This is a genomic window from Curtobacterium sp. 24E2 (genome assembly GCF_016925595.1).
Classification (GTDB): Bacteria; Actinomycetota; Actinomycetes; order Actinomycetales; family Microbacteriaceae; genus Curtobacterium.
The window spans coordinates 354,546-368,014 of record NZ_CP068987.1; the positions used below are offsets into that span (position 1 = coordinate 354,546).

Annotated in this window: 10 protein-coding genes and 2 pseudogenes; 8 read left to right on the forward strand and 4 right to left on the reverse strand. The window is 72.4% G+C overall.

The window, feature by feature from the left end:
* Positions 1-3: 3 nt before the first annotated feature.
* Complete coding sequence (locus JN350_RS01770; RefSeq protein ID WP_205463350.1) at positions 4-771, reverse strand: carbonic anhydrase; 768 nt, start codon at positions 769-771, stop codon at positions 4-6.
* A gap of 74 nt (positions 772-845) precedes the next feature.
* On the opposite strand from JN350_RS01770, the gene JN350_RS01775 reads away from it, so the two are divergent.
* The 3 genes from JN350_RS01775 (at position 846) to JN350_RS01785 (ending at position 2,402) form a co-directional block, all read left to right on the forward strand.
* Positions 846-1,328: a hypothetical protein gene (locus JN350_RS01775; protein ID WP_123293092.1), complete on the forward strand. Its 483-nt coding sequence runs from the start codon at positions 846-848 to the stop codon at positions 1,326-1,328.
* A gap of 131 nt (positions 1,329-1,459) precedes the next feature.
* Complete coding sequence (locus JN350_RS01780; RefSeq protein WP_205464333.1) at positions 1,460-2,032, forward strand: DUF1684 domain-containing protein; 573 nt, start codon at positions 1,460-1,462, stop codon at positions 2,030-2,032.
* Between the two features lie 10 nt (positions 2,033-2,042).
* Positions 2,043-2,402: a GntR family transcriptional regulator gene (locus tag JN350_RS01785; RefSeq protein ID WP_165901018.1), complete on the forward strand. Its 360-nt coding sequence runs from the start codon at positions 2,043-2,045 to the stop codon at positions 2,400-2,402.
* 113 nt (positions 2,403-2,515) lie between these two features.
* On the opposite strand, the gene JN350_RS01790 is transcribed toward JN350_RS01785, so the two are convergent.
* Positions 2,516-3,349, reverse strand: a complete 834-nt coding sequence (locus JN350_RS01790; protein ID WP_205463351.1) for an endo alpha-1,4 polygalactosaminidase — start codon at positions 3,347-3,349, stop codon at positions 2,516-2,518.
* 288 nt (positions 3,350-3,637) lie between these two features.
* On the opposite strand from JN350_RS01790, the gene JN350_RS01795 reads away from it, so the two are divergent.
* A complete protein-coding gene (locus JN350_RS01795) occupies positions 3,638-4,891 on the forward strand; it encodes a DEAD/DEAH box helicase (protein WP_461963475.1) in 1,254 nt (417 codons plus the stop codon).
* Between the two features lie 498 nt (positions 4,892-5,389).
* Positions 5,390-5,599, forward strand: coding sequence for a CsbD family protein (locus tag JN350_RS01800; RefSeq protein WP_111083508.1), 210 nt, complete (start codon positions 5,390-5,392; stop codon positions 5,597-5,599).
* Positions 5,600-5,682: 83 nt separating this feature from the next.
* Here JN350_RS01800 and JN350_RS01805 read toward each other — a convergent pair whose 3' ends face one another.
* Complete coding sequence (locus tag JN350_RS01805; protein ID WP_205463352.1) at positions 5,683-6,225, reverse strand: NUDIX hydrolase family protein; 543 nt, start codon at positions 6,223-6,225, stop codon at positions 5,683-5,685.
* A 240-nt stretch (positions 6,226-6,465) separates the two neighbouring features.
* Here JN350_RS01805 and JN350_RS01810 point away from each other — a divergent pair, with 240 nt between their 5' ends.
* Positions 6,466-6,915: an alpha/beta hydrolase-fold protein gene (locus JN350_RS01810; RefSeq protein WP_240347474.1), complete on the forward strand. Its 450-nt coding sequence runs from the start codon at positions 6,466-6,468 to the stop codon at positions 6,913-6,915.
* Positions 6,916-6,974: 59 nt separating this feature from the next.
* On the opposite strand, the gene JN350_RS01815 is transcribed toward JN350_RS01810, so the two are convergent.
* Positions 6,975-7,712 carry a PadR family transcriptional regulator gene (locus JN350_RS01815; RefSeq protein WP_240347475.1) on the reverse strand — a complete coding sequence of 246 codons (738 nt, stop codon included), beginning with the start codon at positions 7,710-7,712 and terminating at the stop codon, positions 6,975-6,977.
* A 171-nt stretch (positions 7,713-7,883) separates the two neighbouring features.
* Here JN350_RS01815 and JN350_RS01820 point away from each other — a divergent pair.
* Positions 7,884-12,667: pseudogene (locus JN350_RS01820) on the forward strand (Lhr family ATP-dependent helicase).
* Positions 12,660-13,438: pseudogene (locus tag JN350_RS01825) on the forward strand (Fpg/Nei family DNA glycosylase). Before JN350_RS01820 ends, JN350_RS01825 begins: the two co-directional pseudogenes overlap by 8 nt.
* Positions 13,439-13,469: the final 31 nt, after the last annotated feature.

Below are 13,469 nucleotides of genomic sequence, written 5' to 3' on the forward strand. Positions count from 1 at the left end.
CCGTCAGAGCGTGTGACGGACCGTCCGGTCACCCAGTGGCTGGACCGGACGCGCGTTCTCGACGTGCGCTGCCTCGAGGTCGGCGAGCTGGTCGGCGCCGAGCTCGATCGGGTCCTCGAGCACGATCCACCGCACCCCCTCGGTGCACGGCGGCGTGGTGAGCGAGCCCTCGTAGGTCGCGAAGGAGCGCGACGCGGGCAGCATCGCCTCGACGTCCACCGTGCTCTCGCGACCCGCCCCTGCCGTCGCACCGGCGAGGTAGCTCTCGTAGGCGGGGTTGTGCGCGCCCCGCTCGGCGAGGACCCCGACGACGGTCAGGGCTCCGCGGTCGTCGGCGTGCACGAAGTGGAACTCCGCCTCGGCCGGATCGCCGTCGACGGTGTGCTCCGAGCCCGCGTGGAAGTGCATCTGCACCAGGTCGAGTTCCTCGCCGGCGACGGTCGTCGAGGCGCCGTCGTCAGCGGTGAACTGCACGGTGTGCCCGTTGTCCGCCGTCAGCCCCCGGACAGCACCCGAGCCCACGAGGTCGAGGTCGGCGCCACCGCGGGCCGCCGGGAGGTCGATCGGTGACTGCTGGTCGCCGGCGCCGCACGTGCCGTACTCGTCGGTGAGACCACCCCAGTGCTGCGGGGCACCCGCTCCCTCGTACGACCACGACGTGCCGGCGTCGTGCGCGTCGGACTCGGGAGGCGTTCCGGCCGCGCAGCCGGCGAGGGCGAGGAGGACTGCTGGGGCGACGAGCAAGGGGAAGCGGGGGTGAGTGGATCGCATGCTGTCCACACTCACATACTCGTATTTCACATTTGCCGAGAGTGGTCGTCGGCCGCGAGCGTAGGGTCCTGGACATGCACGTCGGTATCCGGATCGTCCTCGATGCGCCGGTCGACGCCGTGCGCGATGCCCTGCTGTCCCCGTCGGTCATGGTCGCGGTGACGAAACCGTTCCTGGTGTACCGCTCGCGCAGCCCCGAGGGGTTCCCCGAGCGGTGGGAACCGGGGCACCCGCACCCGATCACCGCGAGTGCGTTCGGTCTGGTGCCGAGCGGCGACACGCACGTCGACCTCGACCTGTACGAGATCGACGGCGTCCCCGTGCAGCGTGACAACGGCGGCGGCACGAGCGGGCTGTTCGGCCGGATGACGATGCGCCACCGGATGGCGGTCGTGCCGGCTCCAGGAGACCGGACGCTGCTCATCGACCGCCTGACCTACCGGATGCGGCCGTGGCCACTCGGCGCACTGCTGTGGCCGGGGATGTGGGTCATCTGGCAGTGGCGGGCGTACCGGATGCGTGCCCTCGCACCCACCTGGCGGACGGATGCTGCCTGACCGAGGCGAGTCGGGCCTCCCGTCCACCGCGGAGCGGGCGTAGCCTCGACCACGTGAGCCAGACGCGCCCCCAGGAGCCGACGACCGACGACCGTGTGCGCAGCACGCTGGCGACCGTGGACTGGCGGCGCATGACGTTCGACCTGTACCGCCGCGTCCGCGCGACGCCCGATCCCCAGACGGCGCACGCACTGTGGCGGGAGACCCGCGACGCGATGTTCGCCGAGCACCCCGCGTCGCCGCTCCTGGACGACGATGCCCGCGACTTCGAGTCGCTGCCCGTGCCGGACTACGACCCCGCCTGGCGGTTCCAGGTGCGCATCGAACCGGCCGAGCCCGCCGAGTTCGACTACGAGACCGGTACCGACGGCACCGTGCACTTCGACCGCCTCGGCATCGTGACGGTCCCGGGCGTCGGCACGCTCGACGTCTGGTCGCACGGCGGCTACGGGGGCGGGCTGTTCGTCCCCGTGAAGGACTCCAGCGCCGGCAAGGCCCGCGGTACGTACGGCGGCGGACGCTACCTGCTCGACACGATCAAGGGCTCGGACCTGGGCGGCGACGACGCCGACTCGCTCGTGCTGGACTTCAACTTCGCGTACAACCCGTCGTGCGCGTACGACCCGGCGTGGGCGTGCCCGCTCGCGCCTCCCGGCAACACCGTGCCGGTGCCGATCCCGGTCGGCGAGCAGTACGACTTCTAGGGTGGAACGCATGGCAGGACTGGTCGCACTCGACGCCGGCGGACGCGTACCGCCCTTCGAGCAGGTCCGCTCGCAGATCGCGGCGCAGATCGGCGCGGGGTACCTCGTCGACGGCGAACGGCTGCCGAGCGTGCGAGGGCTGGCCGACGAGCTCGGGCTGGCGGCCGGCACGGTCGCGAAGGCCTACCAGCTGCTCGAGGAGGCCGGTCTCGTGCACACCGCGCGTGGTGCCGGCACCCGGGTGGTGCGGCCGGCCGAGGTGCCGGACGCCGTGGCTGATGCGGCCCGCGCGCTGGCTGCCGCTGCCCGCGCGGCGGGTCTGTCGGCGGACCAGGCGGCCACCGCGCTCAAGGACGCCTGGCCCGCGTAGGCGCGGGGCTTCGGGGGCGTACCTGGTGCTTCCGGGCGTACCTGGTCCGAAGTTCCGGCCCAGTACGCCCGATTCGACGTTCCATCGCGGGCGTTCTGGGAAGGAACCCGCGCTCAGCAGTGCTCGAAGACGTACGCGTCGTCCGCCGGGGTCACCAGGTCGCGGTCGCGCAGGATCGTCATCGCGGGCCGGTCCTCCAGCCCGCACACCGATGCCCACGAGCGCTCGAGGGTGTCCGCGTACTCGATGTCGATGACCCGCTTGCCGTAGGCCTTCGTGTACGCCGAGCACTCCTGGTACTGCACACACTCCTCGGCGACGACGAAGTCGAACCCGGTCTGCTTCCGGCCGGAGGCCCCGAGCTGCGGCGTGTTCTTCTGCCCGACGGCCAGACCGTGGCGGTGCCCCGTGTCGACGAGTGCCTTCGCGAGCGCCAGGTTGCCGGCGCGCGTCAACCGCTTCCCGCTCCGGGTCCACGAATCGAGGTTGTCGAACTCGACCGCGTCGAACCCGCGGTCGGCGCAGCGGGCGATGGACTTCGCGAGCACCTTCGTGATGAGCGCGCGCTTCGCCGCCGTCCGGGTGTCGAGGAGCATCTCGTCCGGCCAGCCCGGGTCGGACACCGGCTTGCCGGCCCGGTCGCGCAGGATCGCCGAGGGGTACGACTTCGTCCACGTGCGGGCGGCCTCGGGCTGCGTCTGGAACCCGTTGACGTAGCAGATGTCGTACTTGCCCTTCGCGGGCTTCGCGGTGCTGTCCCGCTCGACGATCGTCACACCGGACGGCGGCGTGTAGGAGCCGCCGAGCTGGTAGTCCGGGCGCCCCGAGGTCGGCAGGTTCCGGTAGCTCGCCGCAGCGCTGGTCGGAGCGGCCTCGGCGCAGCCGGCGGTGCCGAGGACGGCCACCAGGGCCATCGCGGTGGTGATCAGGACGGTTCGCGTGCGCACCCGGGAATCCTCGCATGCACACGGCGAACGGACCGGTCCTGGGTTCTGCGGGGTGCACGCGCTATGCTGGTGGTACTCGAGACGCCGATCGTCTCGTGCGTCGTACGGACGCCCCGAACTCCCGACCACGTTCCACTGATCCTCTGGTCGATGATCGAGCACCTCCCGAAGGTGCCCAGGCTTCTCTGCTGCGGCGACTGCGCCAGCCACCTCTGTTGGCGCGCATCCCGCCCGCGCGCTGCCTCAGAGCGCGCCCACAGCCGGTCTCATCCGGCTCGAAAGGTCACCATGACCACCGAAGACATCCGTTTCTCCGACCTCGGCGTCCCCGCCCCGATGGTCGCCGTCCTCGCCGACCAGGGCAAGGAGACCGCGTTCCCGATCCAGGAGGACACGCTCCCCGACTCCCTGCAGGGCAAGGACGTCCTCGGCCGTGGCCGCACCGGCTCCGGCAAGACGATCGCGTTCGCGATCCCGCTCGTCGCCCGCCTCGCCGCCAGTGGCCGCAAGCGCCGCGCCGGCCGCCCCCGTGCCCTGGTGCTCGCCCCCACCCGTGAGCTCGCGACCCAGATCGACGTCGCGCTCGCCCCGCTCGCCAAGGCCATGGGCCTCAACACCACGACCATCTTCGGCGGCGTCGGACAGGGCCGTCAGGTCGACGCCCTGCGCGGCGGCGTGGACGTCGTCGTGGCCTGCCCGGGTCGCCTCGCCGACCTCATGCAGCAGGGCCACGTCAACCTCGGTGACATCGAGGTGACCGTCCTCGACGAGGCCGACCACATGGCCGACATGGGCTTCCTGCCCGGCGTGACCAAGATCATGCAGGCGACGCCCGAGCAGGGGCAGCGTCTGCTGTTCTCCGCCACGCTCGACAACGGCGTGGACAAGCTCGTCAAGAAGTTCCTGCACAACCCGGTGATGCACTCCGTCGACGAGGCGAACAGCCCCGTCGAGGCGATGACCCACCACCTGTTCGAGGTGGCCGACGCCGACGCGAAGAAGCACCTCGTGAGCACCCTCGCCTCGGGCAACGGCCGCCGCATCCTCTTCATGCGCACGAAGCACCACGCCAAGCGCCTCGCCAAGCAGCTCAGCAGCCAGGGGATCCCGGCCGTCGACCTGCAGGGCAACCTGTCGCAGGGCGCCCGTGAGCGGAACCTGGCGAAGTTCTCGTCCGGCGAGGCCCTCGTCCTCGTCGCCACCGACGTCGCCGCCCGTGGTGTGCACGTCGACAACGTCGAGCTCGTCGTGCACGTCGACCCGCCCACCGAGCACAAGGCGTACCTGCACCGCTCGGGCCGTACCGCCCGTGCCGGTTCGTCCGGTGACGTCGTCACGGTGACGATGCCCGCCGAGCGTCGCGACGTCGCGCAGATGATGCGTGCCGCAGCGATCAAGGTCACCCCGCAGCAGGTCACCGCGACCTCCCCGGCGGTCACCACGCTCGTCGGCGAGGTCGCCCCGATCCGCCACGTCGCCGAGGACCAGCCCGCGCAGCGAGCAGCGTCAGCCGAAGCAGCGCTCCGCCGATTCCGCCGGTGACCGTGGCCGTCGTGGTCGCGGCGGCCGTCCGGGAGGCTCGGGGCAGCCCGCGCGCTCCGGCTCGGCTTCCGAGTCCGCCGGTTCGGCCGGGGGCCGTCAGGGCCGTCCGGCTCGCGGCGCACGTTCCGAGGGCACCGGGCGTTCCGCCGCCGCGGGCGCGGGTTCGACGGGTGGTCGCCGCAGCGGCGGCAGCCGTCGCGCCGGCAGCGACACCGTGCGCGGTGGGTCCTCTGCGGTCTGGTCCTCGGACGGTGGCTACGCCGCGGGCCGTGGAGCCGGCCAGGAGTCGGGCGGGGGCCGTCGTGGCTCGTCGCGCCGTGCCTCCCGTCCGGCCGGCGCTGCCGACCGCCACTGATCTGTCGATCCGGCTCGCGCTGACCAGCGGGGGACAACCTTGGGGGCGCCTGCGAAGCGGACGGCCCCGAGGCGTAGGTTCTTCTTCACCGGATGCCGCGCAAGCGGCTGACGGGGAAACGTCCGCTGTTGGAAGGAGTGCCTATGGCTGGGATCGAAGACATCAAGAACGCCGCTGAGAAGGCGGCAGGCAAGGTCAAGGAGGCCGTCGGGAACGCGACGGACAACGACCACCTCAAGGCTGAGGGCAAGACCGACCAGGTCAAGGCCGACACCAAGCAGGCGGGTACGAACGTCAAGGACGCCGCTTCCGGCGTCGCCGACAGCCTCAAGAGCGACCGCGACACGAAGTAACAAGCAGGTCAAGTACCGCGCTGCGAAGCCCCCGGATCCGATCGGATCCGGGGGCTTCGTCGTGTGCGGCTACGGGCCGTGCGTCACATGAGTGCGCCGACCGATGCGAGGCCCGCGCGCAGCAGGGCGCCGCGGCCACCCTCCATGTCGTCGGCGACGCCGTCGGACGCCGCTTCCGACGGGGTCATCCAGGTGAGCTCGAGGGCGTCCTGCCGGGGCTCGCACGTGCCGGTGACCGGCACGACGTAGGCCAGCGAGATCGCGTGCTGCCGCTCGTCGGTGTACACGGAGGCACCGGGCAGCGGGAAGTACTCGGCCACCGTGAACGGCGTCGGGCTCGACGGCAGCTGCGGGAACGCCATCGGGCCGAGGTCCTTCTCGAGGTGGCGGAAGAGCGCCGTGCGGATGGACTCGCCGAACATCACGCGACCGGACACCAGGGTGCGGACGATCGAACCGCTCGGGGCCACGCGGAGGAGCACCCCGACCTCGGTCACGACGCCGAGCCCGTCGGTGCGGACGGGGATCGCCTCGACGTAGCAGATGGGGAGTCGACGACGCGCGTTGGCGAGTTCCTCGTCGGACAGCCAGCCGGAGTCGGGGTCGGGGGTTTGCAACGAGGCCATGCACCGTGTCTACCAGGGACGGCGTCGAGTTCGGCGGAAGGCGCGGGACTTGGGGATGGTTAGCGTTGTCCACATGATCGATGCAGACCTGGTGCAGTGGACCCGTCCCGCGGAAGAACGCGCAGGGACACCGCTGCTCGTGACCATGCACGGGGTGGGGTCGAACGAACGCGACCTGCTCGGACTCGCCCCCGCGCTGCCGGCGGCCTGGACGATGGCGTCACTACGGGCACCGATGCCGTGGGGCCAGGGGTTCAGCTGGTACCCGCTCGGGACGCCGGGCTCCCCGCACTCGAGCCCGTCGACGCCGCGGTCGCCGAGGTGCTCGCGTGGGTCGACTCCGTCGCCGCCGACCACCCGCGGATCGGGTTGCTCGGGTTCTCGCAGGGCGGATCGATGGCGCTGCAGCTGCTGCGTGCACGACCGGCTGCGTTCGCGTTCGCGGTGTCGCTGTCCGGGTTCGTCGTGCCGGGGGTGACGGACCCGCGTGACGAGGCCGTCGCCGCCGTCCGCCCGCGGGTCTTCCTCGGGCACGGCGACCTCGACCCGGTGATCCCGGCGGAGGCCACTGCGCGGACGCAGGCGTGGGCGGCGGCGAACACCACCGTGACGGACCGGACGTACGAGGGCCTGCCGCACGCGGTGTCGGCAGCGGAGCTGTCGGACGTCGCGGCGTTCATCGGGGCGTAGGAGCCCCGAGACTCGGGCTCGGCGGCATCACTCGCGCTCGCGAGCGCGAGTGATGCCGCTCAGGCCGAGTCTCGCGGTGGGCGGGACCAGACGATCGACGGGAGGCACGGTGCCAGCTGGCACCGTGCCTCCCGTTCGTGGGTTCCGACGTCAGTCGGCGAGGATCTGCAGGAGGTCCTTGCGGAGCTGGTCGACCTTGGCGGTGGCGGCCTTGGCCTGGTCCTCCGTCGCGGTCGTCCGGTACATCTGCAGGACGCCCATGGTCTTCCGGAGCGCCTCGAAGAACTCGCGCTGCGCGTCCGGGATCCCGGGGCCGCGTCGAGCGCCGCTGCGATCTCGTCGGCCTTCGCCTCGGCCTCGGCCTTGCCGGCGTCGGTGAGCTCGAAGAGCGTCTTGCGGCCGTCGCCCGACGAGACCACGAGGTCTTCGTCGACGAGCTGCTGGAGCGTCGGGTAGACCGAGCCGGGGCTCGGCTTCCAGGCGCCGCCGGTGCGCTCGGCGATGGTCTTGATCACGGCGTAGCCGTTCTGCGGCCCCTCGGCCAGCAGGCCGAGGATCGCGAGGCGGACGTCACCGCGGCGGCGGCGTTCGCGACCGAAGCCGGGTCCGCCGAAGCCACCGAAGCCGGGGCCGAAGCCCATGCCCGGCCCGAAGCCCGGGCCGAAGCCACGGCCACCTCGGCCGCCGTGCTCGTGGTCACCGCGGTCGCGGCCGGGGAAGCCGGCGCCGTGGTGCTGCCGCGCGCCGCCGAAACGGGGGCCGCGCGGGTGGTGGTTGCTGTCGTTGTCGTTGTGCATGGGGCGCATGATGCGTCCTTCCTTGTTGCTGAGTCGGCTCGCGATCGGTCTGACTGGTTCCGCCTTCGTCGTATCGCGATGTGTTCACGATAGATCGCTACCTATCGTCTTGTCAAGGGGTACTCCCCGCTCGGGCTGCTGTCGGTGGTGACGGGCAGGATGGGACGGACCATGACGGACGTCTTCGAGCGCTTCTCCCCGCGACCGCGGAGTGGTTCCGTGGTGCGTTCGACGCCCCCACTCCCGCACAGGCGGGCGCGTGGGACGCCATCTCGACGGGGCAGCACGCACTCGTCATCGCGCCGACCGGTTCCGGCAAGACCCTCGCCTCGTTCCTGTGGTCCATCGACCGGCTCATCAGCGCGACCGACCGGCCCCCGGCCAAGCAGCGCACGCGGGTCCTGTACGTCTCGCCGCTCAAGGCCCTCGGCGTCGACGTCGAGCGGAACCTGCGCAGCCCGCTCGTCGGCATCACGCAGACGGCCCGGCGGCTCGGCACCGAACCACCCGAGGTCACCGTCGGGGTGCGCAGTGGCGACACCCCGTCGTCGGACCGGCAGAAGCTGCTCCGCCAACCGCCGGACATCCTCATCACCACGCCCGAGTCGCTGTACCTCATGCTCACCTCGCAGGCGCGCGAGACCCTGGTGAACGTCGACACCGTCATCGTCGACGAGGTCCACGCCGTCGCGTCGACCAAGCGCGGGGCGCACCTGGCCGTCTCGCTCGAACGGCTCGACGACCTGCTCGACAAGCCGGTGCAGCGCATCGGGCTGTCCGCCACGGTCCGGCCGCCGGAAGAGGTCGCCCGGTTCCTCGGGGGTCGGGCACCGGTGACGATCATCGCGCCGCCGGCGCAGAAGACCTTCGACCTGCGCGTCGTCGTGCCGGTCGACGACATGGCCGAGCTCGGTGCTCCGCCGGTCGGTGCGGACGCGTCCGACGCACCCTCGAACGGCTCGATCTGGCCGCACGTCGAAGAACGTGTGGTCGACCTCGTCGAGGAGCACCGGTCGACGATCGTGTTCGCGAACTCGCGGCGACTGGCCGAGCGACTCACCGCGCGGCTGAACGAGATCCACGAAGAGCGCGTCCTCGCTGCGGCGGCTCCGGCCGCGGTGGCCGACGCGCTGGTCCCGGCAGGTGTCTCGCCGGCCGACGACGGCCTGCCGGTGGCGCGGGGTCGCCCGCAGTCACCCGCGCGGACCTCGGCGCACGCGGTCGCACCCCAGGGCACGAAGCGGCCGCCGGCGCAGGTGATCGGCGCGTCCGGGCAGACCGGTGGCGGCGGCTCCGACACCGCGGTGCCCGTGCTCGCCCGCGCCCACCACGGCTCGGTGTCGAAGGACCAGCGGGCGATCATCGAGGACGACCTCAAGTCCGGTCGACTGCGGTGCGTGGTCGCGACCAGTTCACTCGAGCTCGGGATCGACATGGGCGAGGTCGACCTCGTCGTCCAGGTCGAGGCACCGCCCTCGGTCGCGAGCGGCCTGCAGCGCGTCGGGCGTGCCGGGCACCAGGTGGGCGAGATCTCCCGCGGGGTGCTGTTCCCGAAGCACCGCGCCGACCTCGTCAACAGTGCGGTCACGGTGGAACGGATGGTCTCGGGGCAGATCGAGTCGATCTCGGTGCCGGCGAACCCCTCGACGTCCTGGCGCAGCACACCGTCGCGGCCGGGGCGATCGACACCGTCGACGTCGAGCACTGGTTCGACCTGGTCCGGCGCAGCGCCCCGTTCAGCGGCCTGCCCCGCTCGGCGTTCGACGCCACGCTCGACCTGGTGACCGGACGGTACCCGAGCGACGAGTTCGCCGAACTCCGCCCGCGGCTGGTGTGGGACCGCGTGCACGGCACCCTGACCGGACGCCCCGGCGCCCAGCGGCTCGCGGTGACGAGCGGCGGCACGATCCCGGACCGCGGCATGTTCGGCGTGTTCATGGTCGGCGAGAAGGCGTCGCGCGTCGGCGAGCTCGACGAGGAGATGGTCTACGAGTCCCGCGTCGGCGACGTCTTCGCCCTCGGAGCCACGAGCTGGCGGATCGAGGAGATCACCCACGACCGGGTCATCGTGAGCCCGGCGTTCGGACAGCCCGGTCGGGTGCCGTTCTGGAAGGGCGACGGCATCGGCCGCCCCGCCGAACTCGGTCGCGCGACAGGGGCGTTCGTGCGCGAGGTCGAGGGCGCCTCGGACGACGACGCCCGCGCCCGGGTCGCCGCCGGCGGCCTCGACGAGCGTGCCGTCACGAACCTGCTGACCTTCCTGCGCGACCAGCGCGCGGCCACCGGTCACGTCCCCAACGACACCACGCTCGTGGTCGAGCGCTTCCGCGACGAACTCGGCGACTGGCGGCTCATCCTGCACTCGCCGTACGGCATGCAGGTGCACGCGCCGTGGGCCCTGGCCGTCGCGGCGCGTCTGCGGGAACGCCACGGCATCGACGGCGACGCGATGGCCGCCGACGACGGCATCGTGGTGCGCATCCCCGAGACCGACGCCGAACCGCCGGGTGCCGACCTGTTCGTGTTCGAGCGCGACGACCTCGAGGCACTCGTCACGGACGAGGTCGGTGGGTCGGCGCTGTTCGCCGCGCGGTTCCGCGAGTGTGCGGCGCGCGCCCTGCTGCTGCCCCGTCGGAATCCCGGGCAGCGGTCGCCCCTGTGGCAGCAGCGGCAACGGGCCTCGCAGCTGCTCGAGGTGGCCAGGAAGTACCCGTCGTTCCCGATCGTGCTCGAGACCGTGCGCGAGGTGCTGCAGGACGTCTACGACGTGCCCGCCCTGCTCGGCATCGCCGACGAGATCGCCGGCCGCCGCATCCGCCTGGTCGAGACCGAGACCGAGACGCCGTCCCCCTTCGCTCGGTCGATCCTGTTCGGGTACGTCGCCGCGTTCATGTACGAGGGCGACTCCCCGCTCGCCGAGCGTCGGGCTGCGGCGCTCTCGCTCGACTCGACGCTGCTCGGCGAACTGCTCGGTCGGGCCGAGCTGCGGGAGCTGCTGGACCCGGCGGTCATCGCCTCGGTCGAACAGGACCTGCAGCGGCTCTCGCCGGACCGCCGCGCCCGCGACGCCGAGGGGCTGGTCGACGTGCTGCGGCTCGTCGGCGCGCTCGACGTCGACGAAGCCGTCGACCGCAGCTGGCTGGCGGCGTCGGACGACCGCACCGCCGCTACGACCGAGGTGCAGACCGTGCTCACCGCGCTCGAACGGGACCGCCGCGTCCTGTCGTTCTCGCACGCCGGGTCCACCCGTTGGGCCGTCATCGAGGACGCCTCGCGCCTGCGTGACGCCCTCGGGGTCCCGCTGCCGATCGGTGTACCGACCGCGTTCGTCGAACCCGTCGCCGACCCGCTCGGTGACCTGGTCGGCCGGTACGCCCGGTCGCACGGGCCGTTCTCGGCGCAGGAGGCCGCGGGGCGCCTCGGCCTCGGGGTCGCCGTCGTGCAGGACACCCTTCGCCGTCTGGTCGCCGACCGGCGTGTGGTCGAGGGCGAGTTCCGCCCGGATCGGCAGGGCGCCGAGTGGTGTGACGCCGAAGTCCTGCGGCGGATCCGCACGAAGTCGCTCGCCGCGCTCCGGCACGAGGTCGAGCCGGTGTCACCGGACACGCTCGCGCGCTTCCTGCCCGCCTGGCAGCACGTGCAGACCCCCGGCACCCGCGGCGGCCTGCGCGGGGTCGACGGAGTCCTGCAGGTGATCGACCAGCTCGCCGGTATCGCCCTGCCCGCCAGCGCCTGGGAGACCCTGGTGCTGCCCGCGCGCGTGACCGACTACTCGACGAACATGCTCGACGAGGCTCACCGCCACCGGCGAGGTCCTGTGGTCCGGCGGCGGGACCCTGCCCGGCAACGACGGCTGGGTGCGCCTGCACCTGGCCGAGACCGCCTCGACGACCCTCGCGGAGCCCTCCGGCGACGAGACCACCGAGCTGCAGCGCGACGTGCTCGGGGCCCTGGCCGGCGGTGGCGCGTACTTCTTCCGCCAGCTCGGGCAGGCCGTCGGCAGCACCGACGACCCGGCCCTTACGACGGCGCTGTGGGACCTGGTCTGGGCCGGTCAGATCACGAACGACACGTTCGCCCCGCTGCGATCGATGCTCGGCGGCAAGGCGAGGAGCACCAGTGCGCCTCGGGCCCGCGCCTACCGCGGGCGCCGCCGTCCGACGATGCCGACGCAGTCCGGTCCGCCGTCCGTCGGCGGTCGCTGGTCCCTGCTGCCGCTCGCCGAGTCCGACTCGACCGTGCGGGCTGTGGCGACCGCCGAACAGCTGCTCGAGCGGTACGGGGTCGTGACGCGCGGTGCCGTCCAGGTGGAGGGGGTCCGGGGTGGGTTCGCGGGCGTGTACCGGGTGCTGTCGCGGTTCGAGGAGTCCGGGCGGGCGCGACGCGGGTACTTCATCGAGGGGCTCGGGGCAGCACAGTTCGCCACCGGCCCGACGATCGACCGGCTCCGCACCTACGCCCGTGAACTCGACGACGACGAACGTGTCGATCCGGACCGGAAGCGCGAAGCACTGACCCTGGCTGCGACCGACCCCGCGAACCCGTACGGAGCATCGCTGCCCTGGCCGTCCGACGACCGCGCGGCCGCCGATCCGGACGACACGGGCGCCGACGCCGCCCCTGTCGGTGCGGCTGCGCAGAAGGCCTCGGCACCGACTGCCACGGGCGCGCGCGGCCACCGGCCCGGACGCAAGGCCGGAGCGCTCGTCACCACGGTCGACGGCCGGCTCGCGGTGTACGTCGAGCGGGGCGGCAAGTCGGTGCTGACCTTCACCGACGACCCCGCCGACCTGGCCGTCGCAGCGGCGTCGATCGCGGGCATCGTGCGCACCGGGCTGCGGAAGCTCGCGGTCGAGCGCGTCGACGGCGAGTTCGTGCTCGGCACCCCGCTCGGCACCGCACTGGGCGGCGCCGGGTTCACCGCCACACCGCAGGGACTCCGGCTCCGTGCCTGAGGGCGACACCGTCTACCGAGCGGCACATCGGTTGCACACGGCGCTCGCGGGCAAGGTCCTGACCCGGAGCGACTTCCGGGTGCCCGCGTTCGCGACCGTCGACCTGGTCGGTCGCACCGTCGACGAGGTCGTGCCCCGCGGCAAGCACCTGCTGCACCGGATCGGGGACCTGACCGTGCACTCGCACCTCAAGATGGAGGGGCGGTGGGACGTCTACTCCCCGAAGAGCGCTGGCGACGTCCGGCGCACCTGGCGCGCGCGATCCTCGACGCCGAGGACGTCTCGACCGTCGGCTTCACGCTCGGGGTGCTCGAGGTGATCCCCCGCGACCAGGAGTCCGAGGTCGTCGGGCACCTCGGCCCGGACCTGCTCGGGCCCGACTGGGACGCCGACCTGGCACTCGAGAACCTGACGCGGGATCCTGCACGTCCGGTCGGACTCGCCCTGCTCGACCAGCGGGTGCTCGCCGGCCTCGGCAACGTCTACCGCAACGAACTCTGCTTCCTGCGCGGGGTCCTGCCGACCCGCCCGGTGGCCGAGGTGCACGACGCCGGCCGCACGATCGCCCTGGCGAGCCGACTCATCCTGGCGAACCGGGACCGCAGCCACCGGGTGACGACGGGGATCGACCGCCCGGGGCGTCGGTTCTGGGTCTACGGACGAGCGGGCAAGCCGTGTCTGCGGTGCGGCACCCGGATCCGGCGAGGAGACCTCGGCGATTCGGAGCTCACCCTGCGGGACACCTACTGGTGTCCGCGCTGCCAGACCTGAGCCACGGGCGCAGGGACGAGCACCGGCGTGC